Source organism: Flavobacterium algicola (assembly GCF_022399565.1).
Lineage (GTDB): Bacteria > Bacteroidota > Bacteroidia > Flavobacteriales > Flavobacteriaceae > Flavobacterium > Flavobacterium algicola.
In genome coordinates this window covers 369,317-388,179 of record NZ_JAJTUT010000001.1, presented here as the reverse complement: position 1 = coordinate 388,179, position 18,863 = coordinate 369,317, and the positions used below count along the sequence as shown (strand labels likewise).

The 18,863-nt window shown below is 32.7% G+C and carries 16 protein-coding genes; 7 read left to right on the top strand and 9 right to left on the bottom strand.

Features of this window, described 5'->3' with window-relative positions:
• Positions 1 to 38: 38 nt before the first annotated feature.
• The 9 genes from LXH21_RS01680 to LXH21_RS01640 form a co-directional block, all read right to left on the bottom strand.
• Positions 39 to 1,502 (bottom strand): glycoside hydrolase family 130 protein, encoded by a 1,464-nt coding sequence (locus LXH21_RS01680; protein WP_239862178.1) that lies wholly within the window; start codon positions 1,500 to 1,502, stop codon positions 39 to 41.
• A gap of 177 nt (positions 1,503 to 1,679) precedes the next feature.
• The gene (locus tag LXH21_RS01675; protein WP_239862177.1) at positions 1,680 to 1,841 is read right to left on the bottom strand and encodes a DUF1328 domain-containing protein; all 162 of its coding nucleotides are present in this window, start codon (positions 1,839 to 1,841) and stop codon (positions 1,680 to 1,682) included.
• A gap of 202 nt (positions 1,842 to 2,043) precedes the next feature.
• Entirely contained in the window at positions 2,044 to 2,490 is a 447-nt protein-coding gene (locus LXH21_RS01670; protein WP_239862175.1) for a DUF2383 domain-containing protein, read from the bottom strand.
• Between the two features lie 195 nt (positions 2,491 to 2,685).
• The gene (locus tag LXH21_RS01665; protein ID WP_239862173.1) at positions 2,686 to 4,824 is read right to left on the bottom strand and encodes a catalase; all 2,139 of its coding nucleotides are present in this window, start codon (positions 4,822 to 4,824) and stop codon (positions 2,686 to 2,688) included.
• Positions 4,825 to 4,956: 132 nt separating this feature from the next.
• A complete protein-coding gene (locus LXH21_RS01660; RefSeq protein WP_239862171.1) occupies positions 4,957 to 6,765 on the bottom strand; it encodes an FAD/NAD(P)-binding protein in 1,809 nt (602 codons plus the stop codon).
• Between the two features lie 69 nt (positions 6,766 to 6,834).
• Positions 6,835 to 7,842, bottom strand: coding sequence for a helix-turn-helix domain-containing protein (locus tag LXH21_RS01655; RefSeq protein ID WP_239862169.1), 1,008 nt, complete (start codon positions 7,840 to 7,842; stop codon positions 6,835 to 6,837).
• 646 nt (positions 7,843 to 8,488) lie between these two features.
• Positions 8,489 to 9,157 (bottom strand): response regulator, encoded by a 669-nt coding sequence (locus LXH21_RS01650; protein WP_239862168.1) that lies wholly within the window; start codon positions 9,155 to 9,157, stop codon positions 8,489 to 8,491.
• 6 nt (positions 9,158 to 9,163) lie between these two features.
• Complete coding sequence (locus tag LXH21_RS01645) at positions 9,164 to 10,918, bottom strand: tetratricopeptide repeat-containing sensor histidine kinase (RefSeq protein WP_239862166.1); 1,755 nt, start codon at positions 10,916 to 10,918, stop codon at positions 9,164 to 9,166.
• 14 nt (positions 10,919 to 10,932) lie between these two features.
• Positions 10,933 to 11,127, bottom strand: coding sequence for a hypothetical protein (locus LXH21_RS01640; RefSeq protein ID WP_239862164.1), 195 nt, complete (start codon positions 11,125 to 11,127; stop codon positions 10,933 to 10,935).
• Between the two features lie 327 nt (positions 11,128 to 11,454).
• On the opposite strand from LXH21_RS01640, the gene LXH21_RS01635 reads away from it, so the two are divergent.
• The 7 genes from LXH21_RS01635 to LXH21_RS01605 all read left to right on the top strand — a co-directional run bounded on the left by LXH21_RS01635 (position 11,455) and on the right by LXH21_RS01605 (position 18,720).
• Entirely contained in the window at positions 11,455 to 12,300 is an 846-nt protein-coding gene (locus LXH21_RS01635) for a hypothetical protein (protein WP_239862162.1), read from the top strand.
• 639 nt (positions 12,301 to 12,939) lie between these two features.
• On the top strand, positions 12,940 to 14,280 hold the full coding sequence (locus LXH21_RS01630; RefSeq protein ID WP_239862160.1) for a hypothetical protein: 1,341 nt from the start codon (positions 12,940 to 12,942) through the stop codon (positions 14,278 to 14,280).
• Between the two features lie 106 nt (positions 14,281 to 14,386).
• On the top strand, positions 14,387 to 14,905 hold the full coding sequence (locus LXH21_RS01625; protein ID WP_239862158.1) for a hypothetical protein: 519 nt from the start codon (positions 14,387 to 14,389) through the stop codon (positions 14,903 to 14,905).
• Positions 14,906 to 14,917: 12 nt separating this feature from the next.
• Complete coding sequence (locus LXH21_RS01620; RefSeq protein WP_239862156.1) at positions 14,918 to 15,403, top strand: hypothetical protein; 486 nt, start codon at positions 14,918 to 14,920, stop codon at positions 15,401 to 15,403.
• 10 nt (positions 15,404 to 15,413) lie between these two features.
• Complete coding sequence (locus LXH21_RS01615) at positions 15,414 to 16,361, top strand: DUF6175 family protein (protein ID WP_239862154.1); 948 nt, start codon at positions 15,414 to 15,416, stop codon at positions 16,359 to 16,361.
• A 37-nt stretch (positions 16,362 to 16,398) separates the two neighbouring features.
• Positions 16,399 to 17,361 carry a hypothetical protein gene (locus tag LXH21_RS01610; protein WP_239862152.1) on the top strand — a complete coding sequence of 321 codons (963 nt, stop codon included), beginning with the start codon at positions 16,399 to 16,401 and terminating at the stop codon, positions 17,359 to 17,361.
• Between the two features lie 108 nt (positions 17,362 to 17,469).
• Positions 17,470 to 18,720, top strand: coding sequence for a hypothetical protein (locus tag LXH21_RS01605; protein ID WP_239862150.1), 1,251 nt, complete (start codon positions 17,470 to 17,472; stop codon positions 18,718 to 18,720).
• Positions 18,721 to 18,863 lie beyond the last annotated feature (143 nt).

Sequence of the window (18,863 nt, the reverse complement as noted above, 5' to 3'; positions counted from 1 at the left end):
AAATTTATCTGGATTTCATAAAATGGAATAGCAATTGACTAATCATCAGCTTTTAAAGCCTTTAATAGGTCGTCCATATTTATAGTAGCGTAAGATGAGGCATAATCAGATATTGCGTAAGGTAAAATTAGTTGGTTGTTGTGTATAATGCTTCCGCAAGAGTACACCACATTAGGTACGTAACCTTCTCTTTCTTCTTCTAGTGGTGATAAAAGGGGTTCCTTTAAACGTCCTATTTCAATAGTTGGGTCTTCTAAATCCAGTAAAGAAGCTCCTATGCAATAGCGTCGCATTGCACCAACGCCATGTGTGATAACGAGCCAACCTTCCTCTGTGTAGAGAGGGGAACCACAATTACCTATATGAGTGAATTCCCAAGGGTATTTTGGTTCTTGAATTTTGATAGGATCGTTCCAAAGTGTAATTCTATCGGAGTAAAATAAATAATTATTAACTCCATCAACTCTTGCCAGCATTGCGTATTTTCCTTTTATTTTACGAGGAAAAAGAGCGAAATTTTTATTTTGTGCGCCATTACCATGCATGGGCATAATCCTAAAGTTCCTAAAATCATCTGTAGTTAACAATTTTGGTAAGATGGTGAATCCGTCATATGCGGTATAAGTGGCGTATATTTTCTCGCTACCATCATCATCTGTAAATCGAACAAATCGTGCATCCTCAATACCTTTGCTTTCAGAGGATGAAATGGGGAATATTGCTCTCCCAGAAATTTTTGAATCTACTGGAAATTCAATATCATAATAAGAATCTACAAGCCAAGTCATTTCTTTTAACAAGATAGAAGTGTGCTCGTCTAGGTCAGGTGATTGTACTTTTCTAACTGCTTCCTTAAAATTATAATACTCAAAACGATCGGGTAAGGAATCCATGAAAGGGCCAAATATCTCCTCTGGTATTTTCATTTCCTTCATTTTCTCAATAAACCTACTTTTATCGTATTCTTTCTTCTTTTTGATTGTTGGCAGATCGATATGTTTATGAACAGGAATCATCTTTAGATTATTTGATGCATCTAGAATTCCTCTTCTAAAAACGATCGATGATAAATGACCTTCGCCCGTAGCGCGAAACGAAATGATAACTCTTTTTTCTCCCTCTTCTAAAAACGATTGATCAAAATCTTCAATCATACAGGGGTTAAACAAAGCGGCCGATTCTACAGAATATTCCATAGTGCTATAAGAGCCAATGAGTAATTTTCGATTTAAAGAAAAATCATTATAATTGATGCCGTTGTTTTGAAAAAGGTTTTTATAATTGTCAGCATGTTTTATAAATATATCTGAAATATTACGGTGTCTGTGAACAAATTGAACGTGAATACAATCCAATTCTTTTTTTACCTCCTCTTCGCTCAATTCCATTATTCTATGAACCAAATTAAGAGTTCTTGCATCGCCATTATTAAAAAATCGTGCTACAACTCTACTAGAGTCTGGTTTGAAATGTAAATTTTTACGAATGACAGGTACTGACATAATACTATTACTTTAAAAATTAATATAAAACTACATAAATAAATCGTTGCTAATAATTTCGTTTAGGTATTAAAACTACCTAATAATAAGTACATTAAAACCGTTAAATAACAAAAAGGGATTTCTGTATTTAACGGTTTATAATTAAACTGATTGTATGCTTTTGTAATTTTTAGTCTAGATTTTTTTTCTTCCTGTAAACAAAGAAATAACCAGTAGCACTAAAAAGATGAAGAATAATACTTTTGCAATACTAGCTGCGCCAGCTGCTACTCCTCCGAATCCTAATACTCCTGCTATAATAGCTAGGATAATAAATGTAACTGTCCATCTTAACATAATTTCATATTTTAAGTTAATAAATAATTATAATTCTCTATTTGTGCTTTAACACTTTGTTATACTTCAAATTTATGTTAATTATGAAGTATACTTTAACACTATTAATAATGGTTTTAACGCAAAAGAATAAAAATTCAGTTTTATTAAAACTCTTTTCAAACTGGGTAGAATGATTTAAAGAAATTCTAGATATAACCATTTATTTCAAATCATCCAAACTTTTAATTGTGCGTAAATCAGTTTCTATTGCCTCTTTTTGTTTTAGCAAAATAGTATGAGTTACAAAGGGTAAAGATGCTTCGTGAAGAATTTCTTTATACTCTTCGATGGCAGCTTTTTCTGCTTGCAATACTTTTTCAAGCATTTCCGCTCCATCTTGGAGTTCAAAAAGTTCTTTCATATCCAACCAGGCTCTGTGAATGGCAACTTCAAGTTCCAAAACTTTTCCCAATTCGATGTCAAATAATTTCATCTCCTTGTTTAGCTCTTCACCAAAATTGCACCTCTCTATCGATTTGCGTTCAAAATATTTTGCAAGAAAAACATTGGCAGTATTTTCTGAGGCACTTTTAAAACCTTTTTCAGCTTCGTATGTTCTTTCCAATAGATTTTGCAATTTCGAAATTGCTTTTGCTGTGTACTTCATCTGTCTTTAATAATTCAGTTATTAGCTTCTGAAATTTTAAAAGAAAAACTTGATGTAAATCCATTTTCTTTAGTTGAATTACTATAGCCGTAAATACTAATTTGAATTGAAAATTCTTAAAAGAGAAGCTGAATTGAAATGCACTAGTTTATAAAATACTCAGACTTTATAAACTAGATTGCACTTCTATTATCATTATGCCGGGATCTCTTTTACTAGATCACTTCTGTCCCAATTACGGTGTTGTTTCATTGCGTCTATAAACTTGCTTGGTTCCTGATTAATTAAAACAGCTTTGTCTTTTTTGAAATCTTTGACAAATGTTTTATCAATTAAATCTTCACCTTCGGCATCAGCAGCAATGGCTTTACAATGCTTTAAAGTTTCATTGATGAATTTTACAAATTTTGCTTCTTTCATCAATTTGTCAACTGCAGCTTTACCTCCAGGAATATAAACCGAATCAAATAAAACGCTTTCTGTAGTCATGATCGCTGCATCTACTGGATGTTCCATATTTTCATCACATGTAATTGTACCTCCATGTGGTGCAATTAATTTTACCATAGCGCCTTCTTTCTCCAATGCATCACTCATTTTCTTGAAATTCTTCATTGAGAAACCATTTGCTACCAAAACAGCTACTTGTCGAGTTGCAATACTGTCAAATTTTGTGTTGGCTTGGCTAAGCGTAGGAGCAGCGTCTAGATAATTTTTCTTCTTTGGCGGTTGGTGTTTGCTCACTTCTTCATCTGCACCAATAGCTTGGTTTACAGGTTGCTCAATGGTTTCCGGAATAGCTAATCCTAATCCTTCGGCAACTTTATTTGCCAAGTCAGTATCAATTTCGGCGATAAGCCATAACATGCGTTCTTTGATGTGCTTTTGATTGCATTTTCCTAATTCGAATGTATATGCATCAGCAACATGTTCTTGTTCCCATTTTGCCAAACTTCTATAAAAAAGTGCAGGTTGAGAGAAGTGGTCATTAAAACTTTCACTACGACCTCTCACTTTTTTAGCATCAATTCGCTCTTCGTAAGAATGGAAACCACCTTCGGCCATTTTTGCCAAATGTGGGCAACCACCAGTCAAACTATTAGGGAAATAAGCAGTTTGCCCTGTAGGGATTTCTGTTTGCATCATTCCGTCTCGCTGGTTGTTGTGTGTTGGAACAATTGGGCGGTTGATTGGAATTTGATGGAAGTTAGGGCCTCCTAGTCTAGACAATTGTGTATCACGGTAAGAAAATAAACGTCCTTGTAATAATGGGTCGTTTGTAAAATCAATTCCGGGAACTACGTGACCAGGTAAAAAGGCAACTTGCTCTGTCTCTGCAAAGAAATTTTCTGGATTTTTGTTCAAAGTCATTTTTCCAATGATTTGCACAGGAACCATTTCCTCTGGAATTAATTTGGTAGGATCTAGTAAATCAAATTCAAATTTAAACTCATCTTCTTGAGGAATTATTTGAACTCCTAATTCCCATTCTGGAAATTGTCCGGCTTCGATTGCGTCCCATAGATCACGTCTGTGAAAGTCAGAATCGGCACCGTTAATCTTAACAGCTTCGTCCCATGTAAGAGAGTGTACTCCTAATTTTGGTTTCCAGTGGAATCGGACAAAGTGCGATTCGTTTTTGTCATTGATGAATCGAAAAGTATGAATTCCAAACCCTTCCATCATTCTAAAACTACGAGGAATAGCTCTATCACTCATCACCCAGATGTGATTGTGAAGCGTTTCTGTAGCATGTGAGACAAAGTCATAAAAAGTATCGTGGGCTGATGCAGCTTGCGGGATTTCTTTATTTGGTTCTGGTTTTACAGAGTGGATTAAATCTGGAAATTTCATAGCGTCTTGGATAAAGAAGATAGGCATATTGTTACCAACCAAATCCCAAGTACCTTCTTCAGTATAAAATTTCACAGCAAATCCGCGTACGTCACGTGCTAAATCAGGAGAGCCTTTTGAACCTGCTACAGTAGAAAACCTTACAAATACAGGTGTTTTACGACTTACGTCGTTAAAGATTCCAGCTTTGGTATATTGAGCTATACTGTCGTATAATTCAAAATAACCATGTGCGGCACTTCCTCTAGCATGTACGATACGTTCTGGTATACGTTCATGATCAAAGCTTGTAATTTTTTCACGTAATAAAAAATCTTCTAGTAGCGTAGAACCTCTTTCTCCAGATTTTAAAGAATTATTAGTGTCATTTACTTTTAAACCTTGATTGGTGGTCATGGTTGTGTCATTAAAATCTTTTTGAGAAGCTTTTAAATCTTCAACTTTTTTTGATTCCGATTTATTGGTTTTGTTATTAGCCATAATGTTGTAATTTTAGTTTTTAATTAATTGTTACAATGTATTTTGAGAAGTATTTCAATATTGAAATACTTTATTATTATAGTAGTAGAGTTATTAAATATGTCAAACTTTTAAATAGACCGAATCGAATTTTTATAAATCTTCATCGCTTTCATACAATTGAGTAATGGCTTCAATACTAGTTTTATCTTTACTTTTCCCTAGCTCAATCCAAGAATCTACCAAAATGGTACTGGTGGCATTACATGCTTGCAAACCATATGAGTAAGGTCTAGCACCCGTTGTATGTGTAAAGGTTACATCATGAATTTTCGGTTCAATTGATCCGTCATGACGAATGACTCTGTATGCGGCATCAATGTCAATTCCATCGGTATATAAAAAAGCCTGATTGTTGTCAAAGAAAACCTTATCATCCTCTACAAGTTCTTGCATTTCTGCAAACGAAGTTCGCTTCTTAAATCGGGCACGTGCTTTTCTTACCGCACCAAGATTGATCATAGAAGGAAAAGGATAATCTTCGAATTGTAAACTGTTTTGACCACTGCAGTTGATAAAAGTATCAAAGGCCGAAATGGTATCTGTTTCGTCTTTAGCATCAATTTCTATCAATGTTTTATTGTCATCTGCGTAACCATCCAATACTTTTACTCTTCCTGTAACTAGATCAATGCAATCAGCATCGTACATTGCTAACAATATAGAGGCAGAGCAGAGTGGCATCGCAGCAATTACATTCATCAAAAAAGGTCTAATTACTTTTTTAAAATATAGATGATCCTCTGCGGGTAGTAATTCTACATGAAAATTAAGACAGTAGATTAAATCATCCAAGGTCTCCATCCAATGTGTTGGTTTATTATTCTCTATTGCTTTTTCTGCAAGTTCCATTTCACGTTGCATGCCTAGAAAAGAATCAATGTATTCTCTTCTTTGTGTCATCAAGCTTATAAAATCTTCAAAATGAATAGAAGGATCCTCCAATAATTTTATCAAATCAGGATTTTCATCTTTCTTAAAAGCTTCAATCAATGCAGGGCGACAAACTTCATTAAAGTACACATGAATATTTAAGAAACCTTTGTTGTCTACTAGTTTCAAAATTGCGTCTCTAGTAGTATGTCTGTATATTTCACGAATAGATTTTTCTTGCTCATATTGCAAATTGGGTAACCAACCTTGCGAAGAATGCAGTATGATTTTAAAATCCATACAATCCTCATTCGGAATAAAAAGCAAACCTTTTTCTTTTTTTACAAATTTTCCATGACGGTGTGCCAAAGACGTTACAACATCAAATGCGCTCAAAGAAGCTCCTAAAATTCCGATTCTGCAATTGTATCGTTTGTCGTTTGCAATCAATTTTTGTATAGGCCAAGGAGAAGCATAATACCCTTTTTTAGGTTGATCCTTTTCTTTCCAACTATGTCCAGTAGCAATTACTACTCTACTGTATTGTTCAGCCTTACTATTGTTTGTTTCTATAGTAACTTTCTTTTCTCCTTTTAGAGAAATGATATCAGTTACTTCGTGGTTTGTTAATTCGGTTACTATTATACCTTCTTTTCTCAGCTCTCTTACAAGTGTATTGTATTGCTCGTGAAAGTATCTTCCCAGCGCTAGTCTGCTGTATATAGCCGTGTTATCTATAGGTAAGTTATCGATATTACATTCTTCCATGACAGTATCGTCTTGTAAACGAAGCCAATCACCAAAACTTTGAGGCAGTTCTGGAATCTCGTCAGATGTAATGTTGGATAAATTGTATTTATCTGTGGTTTCTGGGTGGTAAGGCATTCCCATACCTGCGGTGCTACTTTTTTCGAAAATTGTAATATGCGTAATTTCATTTCTTAAATGAGAAATATTATCGAATATCTTTTTCAATAAGTAAATTGAAGTAGGGCCCGAACCTACGATTGCTAGTTTATTATTTCTCATCTTCTGTGTCATTATTTTCAAACAAAGTGCATCACTCACACCCATAATAAAAAAGGGTATTCTTTCTATTTACATAGACATTGCTAGGTTATTTTGATAATGTTTAGGGCAGCAGTTATATTTGGCCTTAAATATTTTCGAAAAATAACTTCTACTAGTAAGTCCGATGGTGTAAACGATTTCAGAAATATTAAGTTCCGAATTGCGAATTAAATTTTCAGCAGCTTCGACTCTTACGTTTCTAATAAAATCGGTAACCGTTCTATTGTGGAGGATTTTAAAACCTTCTTGTAATTTTAAAGGTGATAATCCTGATTTTTTACTTAAATATTTAAGGCTGTATTGAATCTCTGGATTGTTTCTCACAAAATCTGAAATCTCTTTTACCGATTCCATTTCCATTTGATTCAATTGACTTGCATTGTTTTCAGAATTTTTTAAATCAAATTTGTGTTGCTCAATTTCCAGTGCCAAAATCAAATAGATTGTACTATTAGTAAGCAAGCTTCTTACCAATCCTTGTTGCTTAATAGAATTAAGGTGTTGAATTTTTTCAAAAATCTTTAAATTCAAAGAACCCACATATGAAAATTCAGAACCCGCTCTTTCAGTCAAAAAAGTACTAGTTAACTGTGATCTAAGTTCATTATCTGTAACAGAAAGTACATCTACTGTCACTATAGAAACTTTTACATGTTCCTTTTTTTCGAAACTTAAGAAAGTACTTTTATTGGCAGAATTGGAGTATATCCCAGTTTGAAACTGTCCTAAAATATTTTTAGTAGTATTCCCTTCTGAGTTTTGAGTAAGTTTTCCTTTCGAACAATATCCAAAGTGAATACAACCAGATTGAAACAATCGGTATAAAAGAGAAACATTCTCATGAAAGACAATGTCAAACTCCATGTAGGAAATCGCATTTTCGACAGAAATTCCCGAAACGTATCCAGTTGCGATTTCATTATCTATTTGCAATTTATATTCTTTAGATGATACTTCTAGTTTTCCACCTAGTTGTAATCTGATATCTTCGAATATTTTTGTAATATCACTTGTGTTGATAGATAAAGTTTTCATAGTGTTTTATTTAGGAGCTCCTTACAAGCTTGATTGTCTAACTTATTATTTTACATCTCTGAATTTTAAAGCATTTTTGACACTACTTTAGATTTTGTTTTGATGCAGTACAAAGTTGCAACTGTTGTGATAGTAGTTTGTTATATAATTTGAGGATTGATTTATAGAATTATAATTTATGGACTCATTTTTAAATAAAAAGCATCTATCGATCGAACTTTTTAAGTAGTTATGTTATTGAAATTAAATGATTTACACAAACATTAAATAAGACAATGAAAGGTGTAATTGGTAGAGGAAAACTAGATTTGTAGTGATATAAATAGCTGTATCGTATTTATTACAGCCACATCTCTACTAGAAATTAGGTCAGAGGATCTAGGAGGTTTAGAATTATTCCTACTGATTAATAAAGTAGGAGGGGAACCGTGATCAAAAATGCCAGATGTATTTATCGAAAATTTTATCAAGCAGTACTACTACCATCAATGATTGCAACAAACACAATCACCATTATGGTACAGCGTAGAGAAGTTACAATTTCTAAATTCGAAAATTAGAATTGTAGTAGAGAAGTGGTTTGGCGAATCGGTTTATTCGAAAGAAGATAAATCAATTAAAATAGTAATGAGAGTTTATTCAGATATTAAATCACGCCCATATCTTTGGCTATAGAAACTAAGTGCGTAGTATTATTGGCTTTGAAGAAATCTTTTAATTTTGAAATTCTTTTTTCGAGCGTGCTTTTACTGCTAGGAGTAATTCCCAGAGCTTTAAACTCGGTACCAATACCATCTTGAGGAGTACCTTCCGACAGGCGTTTCATAATTAAGATGTCGATATCGTCTATTTCATAAACATCTTGTTCTCTCAAAACATGGGACATTTCGGGCGATATAAAATTCTGGTCTGAACTAGAAAGAATCGTAATTGCTTTTTTTAGTTCTTCAATACTATTTCTGCCTTTAAGGACAAAAGCATTTATTTTTGAATTTTCGAACAAGGATCTAATGCGATATGATTTGTCTTCTACAGAATAGGCTATAATTTTTAGGTCTGGTACTAGTAAACGAACTTGCTCAATAAGTTGATCTCCCTTTTCTATCTTTACCTCTCTATGATCTTTTTTAAATGACAAATCGCTAATAAGTAAATCATAAGGTTCATTATCATTTATGGCTTTTCTTATTTTTAAGAGTGCATCATCACAATATTTAGAATGCTCATAATGTACAATATTCAAATCTTGTAATGCCTGTGTGATACCCAAATTGATACTATCAAAATCTTCTGCTACGATTACTTTTTTAAACATATTAAATTAATTAGGTACTGTTATTTTAACTTTGAATCCTTTATTAGGAGCCGTGTCAAAATTAATTGATCCATTTATAGCTAGAATACGGTTTTCCGTATTTTGGATACCATTTTTAGAAATTTCTTCCATAGCGCAACCTTTTCCGTTATCAGAATAATAGATAATAAGACTTTTAGCATCTGATATGTCAAACTTTACGACTATTAAGGTGGCCTCACTATGCTTTTTCATATTTACCATCAATTCTTGTAAAATTCGATAAATAGTTACCTTTTTTATATCATCAAGCTGTTCCCAGTTTACTTTTTCGATATTATTCACTATCACATTTCTTGAACTATCGCTATAAGTTGCTATGACCTCCTTGAAATTTTTGGCGTAATTTGCTCCTGTGTGAATTTCGCTGTTCTCTCTCGAAATCCTTCTAACTCGATTGTAGATAGTATCTAGCTTTTCTATCAAAGATTCTTTAACCTTTTCACTTGTTAAAGATTGTGTCTGAGCAAAAGTTATAGCCTGAAAAACATCGTTTGCCAGTTCATCATGTATGTCTTTTGATATTCTAGTTTCGGTATCGTATGCCGTTTTAATTTTTAATAATTTGGTTTTATTTCGATGGTTTTTTTGTAAGTATACTATGACTACAAGTAACAATACAAATCCAATTAAAAATAGAATTTTCTGAAATTCGGCTCTTTGCATGGATAACAAATTTTCGGCTTTCTCCAAACGTAGTTTTTGATTTTCATTCTTTTCTTTTTTCGAATCGTACTTTATTTTGGCAAATTTATTTTTAAAGTTGTTACGTACCCTTGTGATGCTATCATTTAAGTATATGTATTGTTGCGCGTACTGACCATAATCCAAATCAAAATCTACAGTTATTAAAAAAGACAAAGATTTTAAACGCTCATCGATACTTTTAAATTTTGTAGCTGTCTTATAAGCTTGTTCAGCATGCTCAATGGCTTCTCTTTTGTCAATCTTCAAATAAAATTCGGCCAAATGTAAGTTGCTTTCGATACTTCCGTAAGAATCATCAATTGTATCACGCAGAGCAAGTCCATCCTTCAATAATAAAATACTTTTATCGAAATCATTTTTCTTAAAGTAGGCATAGCCTAAATTGTCGGTAACGCGTGCGATTGTTGTTTGGTATAGCTTAGCACTATTTTTAGTATTTAGAATCGATTCTAATATTTTGATCGCTTTATCGTATTTATTTTGTTTGATATAGACAACTGCGATATTGTTTAAAGGTGCCGCTTTGGTAATTGCGTCACTTGTATTTTTAAATGCTTGATTATAGTAAAAGATGGCGTCATCATAGAGAAACAGTTCTTTAGCCGCTATTCCAAAAATATTATTGATTGATGCCGCATAAATATCTTCCTTTTTTAAATAGGGGAGTGCCTCTGTTATAGTTTCTTTACTTCCGTAATAATCACCATTTATCTGTTGAATGGATGCCATTTGAATAAGATTAAAGACAATATTGGCACTGTCTTTAATGGACTCCGAAAGTATTTTAGATTTATTAAAATTGTAAAAGGCAGCATTAAATTTTTCTTTCTGCAATTGTGCTAGACCTTCTTTTCGGTAAGAGGTAATCTCTTTTGGTGTAGTAGTAGACTTTATGGTTGTCTCTCTTTCTTCTTGACACGATAGAAAGAATACAAAAATAAACAAACATAAAAACGGGGATCGTAACATAGTGATACTTTCCCCGAAAATAGTATATAATTTTTTAATAAACATCGAAAAACCGTACTTTATTTAGGTTCTGGTACATGTATAGGTTCGTCGCCTGGACCATAGTCTGCGTAGGTTGTATTGGTACTATCTGTTTGAATGCTATTTTCATCTACTCTCGCTTTTTGATCGTTGTTAACGGTCTCATCTGCTGTACACGAAAATATGCTGGCACTTATTAGAGCGATTGCTCCCACTGTAAAAAATCTTTTCATCTTAATTTAGTTTAAAAATTGGAATAGGTATGGCCGTCTGGAACTTTTCCAGATTTTAATGATTGCGATACCAAGTGTTTTTTGGGAAGTAGGAGTGAGCTTCAACCGTAAAGAATAGATTATACTTCCCGGATAATTACGCAATACAGTTGCAGCGACACCATTTGTTGAACTAGTTTTGTACATTTGTTCTTATCGCGAAATAGAACAAGAACTAATTCTGAGGCAAAGGAAAGGCGGTTTCAAACCAATAAGAGTAAGGAATTCCTAGAGTTCCTGAGCTTTCCTGAAAATCCTAAGAATTCCCGGAAATTCCTAAAAAGGCCTATGTCAAACTATACATTTGAAGATTATAAAAAAGCTATTAAAGCAAAATACCTAATTGAAGAAAAAGGAAAACATTCAGCAGATTTGATGAATCCCTCCAGAGCAAGACTTAGAAATTTATGTATGGATTTATTTAAGGAGAGTCCTGATAAAAATGATTTAAGTGTCTTTGCTTCTTTTTTTAAGTTCGAATTTACGCCCAGCTGTAGTGCGAAAGTGAAAGAGTTAACAGATAAGTTTAGACCTATCGAAAACTTTTTTAAAGGAGAAACAGATTTAGTAGATAGAGATGCGGTAGAAATGGCGGCAATTTTAGTAGATTTTCAACCCAGACCCTATTTAAAATTTTTAAAGTCGGACTTAAGTATACTTAGTCAAGAGCTGGTTGAAACTAAACCCGAAAATAAAAAAGTTCCCAAAACAGAAGAACATCCAAATGTGATGGAAAATTTAAAATCAACTACTTTTCCTCAAAGGAAACTTTTAATTAGTTTGGCTGTGGGTGGAATTTTAGTACTAGGTTTTGCAATAAGTCGATTTGTTTTTCCAGAAAAACAATGCATGCAATGGAGTGACGATCATTATGAAGTAGTGAATTGTGATTTGGAAGTAAATGCTTTGGTAAGTCTCAAAAATGTAGAACCCTTTGATAAACGTAAATGCGAGCTCCAGAAGATTACTATATGCGATACTACATCGTGCTTTAAAAACGGAGTCGCCATTATTTGGTATGCCAAAACAGAAACAGGTATTGATTTCTTTAATACTCATGGTAGACATCCTCAAAATGACAAACCTCTTAAACCCGTGACCCAGTATATTTTGAACAAGTATGTGGTTAAGTGATTGGATATTTGATATGAAACCTTCGAATTGAAAATTTAGAAAAACTTCTGCATAGAAGGTGTTATGTAATACGTTAAAATAATAAATCCTTAATCAATTGATGATTAAGGATTTTTTTGTATCAAGTTCGCCACGGCGAACGAAATCGTGAACTATTCAGCTACTTAAAATTACAAAATATTTAAGATTTCAAACAGGCTTTAGTCAAATTACAAAACATTAATCGATTGATTATTAAGATCTTTTGTGATAAGTACGTGAATTTAGATTTATTTTCCCTGTCCAAAACTGTCCCATGAAACTTTAATAGTAATATGTTATCTATAATTTGATTATGATTTTTCACTTTCACATTATTTCTATAATTGTACAAAAGACTAAACTTTTGAACATTATTTTTGACTGTGTTTCTGCAATCCACAATCATATTTGAAAAAGATTAAAATATGGTGTAATACTTATTTCTCACACTTTTTTACTCTAATTACGGTTTTCCGTAATGATTCTGTTTTTTATGTTGTTACGTTTGGAGAATAAAATAGCTTAAAAGAATATTAATAATAGTGGAGTCCAGAAACCACTATAATAAACGGGGAGTTACTGAAAATCCATACGAGTAGGAAAGAAATAAACGTTTTTATGAGTTTAAGAAAATTATTATTTACAATGTCACTGATTACCGGTCTAGTATCTTATGCGCAGTCCGATAATGATTTACAGGATATTAAATATCGAAGAAGTTCATTGTATACAATTCTATTGGAGTCAGATGCTTTTCCCAAGAAAGACAAAGTTATTAATGCGTATAACAATGCTCCTTTTCCTGACAAATACGACAATCACAATCTTAGTGAAAAATCATTTGATCCTAAAAAATACACTGTTACAAAAGAAGAAAGGGAGTCCTCTGGACAAAAGCAGAGTAAATTAGGGGGTTTTACCAAAGGATTGGTTTCAGAAGCTACAGGAGGTATTGTTGATAGTACAGAAGTCGATATGCCAATTTTAATAGGTAAGTATTTTGAACAAAATAAAACAGCCAATAAATTAGTCGGTAAGTGGTTTGATAGACAGGTAGACGGGACTTTCGATATCGACTTAATTGGAAAAAGAGGATTAATAAATGCCTCCTTCTTAGATATGAAAACAGCTGAAGCTTCTAATGAAGGTAAAGCTTTAATATTAACTGCTGGCGAGGAATTGATTAATAACACTTTTGTTGTAGTTTCCAAAATGAAATTTGTTGAGAATGAACCTCTGGCAAGAGCTATCAGGGATGCAGCAATTCAAACAGCTGCTTCAAATATTAGTGTTGAGTTTTTGCGAACTAAAGCTATAAATCTAGCCAATAAAGGATATGACATTGCAAAAGAAGGATATTCAGTGTGGACAACTTCATACTTATTTAAATTAAAATGGGATGAATCAATCAGCAATACATTTTATAGTGACTTGTGGGTGGATAAAACAACAGTTGGATCTTCATCTTCAGATGAAAGGAAACTAAATTTTGATAATTCAGATTTATTCCAATTAGAATATATTGGGTCAGAAAAATCTTCAAATTTAGTAACTTTCTCTTTGAAAGAAAAAAGAACGGAAGATCAAATTATTGATTTATCCGTGACTAGAAATATAGATAATGTTTATGCAAAACTTCAAAAAAAGTATGATGTTTTTAAAACTAAAGTGCCATTGTTTTCTGGTAATCCTTTGACCGCAAAAATAGGGATGAAAGAGGGTTTGGAAGGCGGAGAAAAATTCGAAGTGCTTGAAGCGATTATGGATCAGAAAACAGGTAAAATCGACTATAAAAAGAAAGGTACAATCAAAGTAGATAAAAAATTAATTTGGGATAATAGATATGTTGATGTTCAGGTGGATGGTTCTGAAATAGAAGATAAACCTGCAATTGATGTCACCACATTTGAAGGAGGAGATAAATTTTATTCCGGAATGTTAATTAGACAAATAAATTAGGATAATTCTTGAAATAAAAATATTGTGCAATATACCTGTTTAAGGTAAATGAAAATTTATTTAAACAAGCATATTGCATTTTATTTATAAAAATAAAAGTGTACTTATGAAATCAAAAACAAAATTAATTTTCACCTTTTTACTTTTAATCACTTTATCAATTAACGTTGTTGCTCAAGAAAGGAAGAAGGCTGATAAGGATACAGAAATTTGGAGGTATGAAATTGAGGCTATGCAAACGGGTGTAACAGGGACCTATTTAATCAAAGTGTGGTCATACTCAAAGAAGCCTGAGGTTGCTATCGAACAATCTAAGAAAAATGCTGTTCACGGAATAGTTTTTAAAGGATTTACAGGAAAATCGGGTGTGCCAGGACAAAATCCGTTAGCAAATAATGTGAATTTAGAAGAAGAAAAATCAGGTTTTTTCAAACCGTTTTTTGCAGATGGAGGTAAATATATGAAGTTTGTTTCTACTTCAACGGATGGTGCTGTTGCAGCCGAAGATAGAATGAAGATTGGGAAAGAATATAAAGTAGGGGTTATAGTTTCGGTTAATGTTGCTGAATTAAGAAAGGATTTAGAAAATGCAAGTATAATTAAATCACTTTCAAAGGGGTTTTAAAAAAGGTATGTTATGAAAAAAAAAAATAGGATTGTTTTTTTTGTTTTTTGCTCTTTAATATTTTTTGGATGTAAGACTCCTTCTGTAAATATAGCAGGGAATTACATTTATAAAACCGAATGTTTAGGGAATAATTTGGATGGAACCATTATCTTGAAAGCTTGGGGAAATGGGGTAAATAAAAAAGAAGCTATAAAACAAGCTAAAAAAAATGCTCTTGAATCTGTTTTATTCACTGTAATAACAGACGGAAAATCTGAATGTGACAACAAACCGTTATTAGCAGAAGTTAATATTCAAAAGAAACAGGAAACTTATTTTAATGTTTTTTTTTCAGATAAAGGAGATTACTCTGCTTTTATAAGTGCTGAAACAAAGCAAAATAAAACTGATGTTAAACCTGCTAGAAATGGAGTAACAGTTGGAATTGTTGCGAAAGTGCTAAAATCAGATTTAGAGAAAAAAATGATTACTGACGGAATAAAAATAATAATTTAATAGTAAAACAATGAAAAGAATAATAATAGCTTTTTTATGTTCAACGGTTATGCTTTATTCACAAGCAAAAAAACCAAGCATAATGATATTCCCAGCAAACGTCTGGATGGTATCCAACGGATATGTTTCTGAAATAGATAATCAGGGTAGCAAAGTACAAGTAATGGACTATCAAAAAGCTTTTGATAATAATGCAGATCTTTATTCAGTAGTCAATAAAATTGAGAATATGATGAAAGAAAGAGGTTTCCCTTTGGAGAATCTAGCTTCTTCATTAAAAGATCTTGTAGATAAAAAAGCTTTAAACAATATGGATGCAAATTCTAATGGAAGCAATATTGCCAGTTCGCCACGAGATATGCTATTAGCAACAGCAAGGCCTGATATTGTTTTAGAAATAACGTGGTCTGTAAATACATTAGGGCCGAAAAAATCAGTAACATTTGATTTGAAAGGTCTTGATGCAGGGACAAACAAAAACATTGCATCGGCTGGGGGTACGGGTAATCAATTGATGGGCGCAATACTTCCTATTATGTTGGAGACTGCTGTGTTATCGCATATCGATAATTTTAATGGTCAATTAATGACCCATTTTGATGATATGTTTGAAAATGGACGGGAAATATCGCTTGATATTAAAGTGTGGGATGATTCTCCAAAAAAACTTAATGATGAAATTAATGAAGATGGAGATGAACTTAAGGATGATATCAAAAAATGGGTAACAACTAATACGGTAAAAGGAAGAAATAAATTAATCAATTCTTCTCCTAATATGATGACATTTAAAGAAGTAAGAATTCCAATTTATGCTGAAGATGGAACAACCGCTTTTGACGCAGATGCATTTGCAACAAATCTTAGAAAGCATCTAAGAAAAACATATAAATTGCCAGCAGAGTCTAGTGCAATTGGTCTAGGGAAATCAGAAGTTGTAATTGGAGGGAAAAGATAAGGGCATTTTAGATAAAAAAAACACAAAAACTGAAACTATGAAATCAATATTTCTGACTATTTTAATTATATTAGGTTTTAGTAATTACGCGCAAATCACAGCTGAAAAAAGTAAAGAGGTAGCTAATGTTGTCCTTACCTCATATGTTTCTCAACAGATGGACAATATGCCAGCAGCAGCTCGAAGTATGTTGGAGAATAAATTAAGTCAAATTGTGACGCAAAATGGAATGGGGAGTAGTGATATTAATGAGCGGTTTATTTTAACTGCAAATATTATTGTTTTGTCAAAAGATATAACGCCTACTGCACCACCAATGCAAGCACTTGAATTAGGTATATCTTTATATATTGGAGACGGTATCGAAGGAACGAAGTTTGCAAGTTTTTCAACAACTGTTAAGGGAGCAGGTGAAAATGAAACAAAAGCCTATATTTCTGCTCTAAAAACCTTGAAAACCAATGATCCAAGGTATCAAGCTTTTATTGAAAGAGGTAAGAGCAAGATAGTTGAATACTACAACAGTAAATGCGATTTTATAATTAAAGATGCGCAATCATTGGGTAGCCAAAGCCAATATGATGAAGCTATTTATAAGCTGTCAAGTGTGCCTGAAGTTTGTAAAGTTTGCTATGACAAATGCATAGATGCTGTTGCACCAATATACAAATTACAAATAGATAAAGCATGTAGGGTTAGTTTAGCTGATGCTACAAATTCTTGGAATTCAAATCAGAATGCTTCAGGGGCATTAGAAGCAAGTGAATATCTAGCTCAAATTGATCCTAATGCAAGCTGCTTTAAGGAAGCTCAAGCATTTTCAAATAAAATTGCTAAAAGAATTTTTGAAAACGAGAAAAAAGAGTGGGATTTTAAAATGAAGGAGTATCAAGATGATTTAGACTTGAGAAAACAGACAATTAGGGCAGCCCGGGATATTGGAATAGCTTATGGTAAAGGTCAGCCCAAAACTGTCTATCGAGTTTATGGCTGGTGGTAATTAGGTTTATTTAATTAGTGGCTTTACAAATTTATGTATAACAAAAAGCACAGCATGCACGACAGTCGAAAACCGAAAACAGAGTAGGTAAATTTTAAAAGTTTAATAATGAAAAAAATAATATTAGGATTAATACTTACAATTAGCATAGTATCCTGTACTCAAGATGGAGAACCAGGGAAAGATGGTGTCAATGGTATTGATGGAAAAAATGGCACAAATGCCGTTACACTCAGCCAAGGGAAAACACATATTTTCATAACGGGAAACATCACAAATGCTCAAGCCGCTGCTCAAATTGCTCAGGAATTAGGGGCTAATACTACTCATATAAGCATCTCAAATACAACAGGATTAACAACTTTAGATTTAAGTGGTTTAACGTCAGTCTGGGAAATATTTATTAATGATAATTTGGATTTAACTACTGTAAATCTAAATGATTTAAAAAGTATATCAAGTCTCAATATATATAATGACAATAAACTCAAGTCTGTTTCTCTCGATAGCCTTACTAGTGCAAGTTCAATAAGTTTAAATAGTTGTTCCATTACATCTTTAAATTTACCTCTTTTAAAATTTGGTTCAATTAATATTTTTAGTTCAAATTATTTAACCTCGTTAAATGCACCATTGCTTACAATCGGAAATGTAAGCGCGTATAGTGGACAATTAACCTCATTGAGTTTGCCACTACATACTACTGGTAATATAATCGTTTCAGGTGTGTCTTTGAACTCATTAATCTTACCATTAATTACGGCCGGTAATGTAACTTTATCTGGAACCCTATTGAGTTCATTAAGTTTACCATCACTTAAATCGGGTAATATAACCGTATCTGGATCGCCGTTAACCTCATTAAGTTTGCCTTTACTTGCTACTGGTAATGTAAGTGTGACTGGAGCATCATTAGCTTCATTAAGTTTATCATCGCTTACTACAGGTGATGTAAGTTTGTCAGGAGAGTCATTAACTTCATTAAATTTATCCTCACTTACTACAGGTAGCTTAAACATTTCAGGCACATCATTAATTACTTTGGATTTACCATTACTCAATACTGCAACCAAAGGGATATATGGTAGCTATTCTTTTTACGTAATTAACAATAAAAAATTAATCAGTATAAATATGCCAAAATTGATATCAGTACCTGGCGATGCTATTTTGTACTACAATTCATTATCAAGTACAGAAGTTAACAAGTTATTGAACCTTTTCATAACTAAAGTGACTTTTACAGGCTCAAAAAGTATTTATTTGACTGGTCAAATTCCCAAAGCTCCGCCTACTGGTCAGGGTATTATAGATAAGAATGCCTTAATTGCAAAGGGGTTTACGGTTACTACTGATTAGAGTTTTCTATTTGTAAATAAAAAAGTTTTATTCAGTTAAGGCTCATTAGTAAAAGAGTCTAGTTGAAATTTGAAAACCTTCTCGCCAATACTGAGAAGGTTTTTAAATTTTTACCAATCTAGGAAATTTCTTGATTGGTTTCA

Bases quoted from the DNA above. Each gene is read 5' to 3' on its own strand.
- LXH21_RS01680 (WP_239862178.1), bottom strand. From the start codon at position 1,502: ATGTCAGTACCTGTCATTCGTAAAAATTTACATTTCAAACCAGACTCT.
- LXH21_RS01675 (WP_239862177.1), bottom strand. From the start codon at position 1,841: ATGTTAAGATGGACAGTTACATTTATTATCCTAGCTATTATAGCAGGA.
- LXH21_RS01670 (WP_239862175.1), bottom strand. From the start codon at position 2,490: ATGAAGTACACAGCAAAAGCAATTTCGAAATTGCAAAATCTATTGGAA.
- LXH21_RS01665 (WP_239862173.1), bottom strand. From the start codon at position 4,824: ATGGCTAATAACAAAACCAATAAATCGGAATCAAAAAAAGTTGAAGAT.
- LXH21_RS01660 (WP_239862171.1), bottom strand. From the start codon at position 6,765: ATGAGAAATAATAAACTAGCAATCGTAGGTTCGGGCCCTACTTCAATT.
- LXH21_RS01655 (WP_239862169.1), bottom strand. From the start codon at position 7,842: ATGAAAACTTTATCTATCAACACAAGTGATATTACAAAAATATTCGAA.
- LXH21_RS01650 (WP_239862168.1), bottom strand. From the start codon at position 9,157: ATGTTTAAAAAAGTAATCGTAGCAGAAGATTTTGATAGTATCAATTTG.
- LXH21_RS01645 (WP_239862166.1), bottom strand. From the start codon at position 10,918: ATGTTTATTAAAAAATTATATACTATTTTCGGGGAAAGTATCACTATG.
- LXH21_RS01640 (WP_239862164.1), bottom strand. From the start codon at position 11,127: ATGAAAAGATTTTTTACAGTGGGAGCAATCGCTCTAATAAGTGCCAGC.
- LXH21_RS01635 (WP_239862162.1), top strand. From the start codon at position 11,455: ATGTCAAACTATACATTTGAAGATTATAAAAAAGCTATTAAAGCAAAA.
- LXH21_RS01630 (WP_239862160.1), top strand. From the start codon at position 12,940: ATGAGTTTAAGAAAATTATTATTTACAATGTCACTGATTACCGGTCTA.
- LXH21_RS01625 (WP_239862158.1), top strand. From the start codon at position 14,387: ATGAAATCAAAAACAAAATTAATTTTCACCTTTTTACTTTTAATCACT.
- LXH21_RS01620 (WP_239862156.1), top strand. From the start codon at position 14,918: ATGAAAAAAAAAAATAGGATTGTTTTTTTTGTTTTTTGCTCTTTAATA.
- LXH21_RS01615 (WP_239862154.1), top strand. From the start codon at position 15,414: ATGAAAAGAATAATAATAGCTTTTTTATGTTCAACGGTTATGCTTTAT.
- LXH21_RS01610 (WP_239862152.1), top strand. From the start codon at position 16,399: ATGAAATCAATATTTCTGACTATTTTAATTATATTAGGTTTTAGTAAT.
- LXH21_RS01605 (WP_239862150.1), top strand. From the start codon at position 17,470: ATGAAAAAAATAATATTAGGATTAATACTTACAATTAGCATAGTATCC.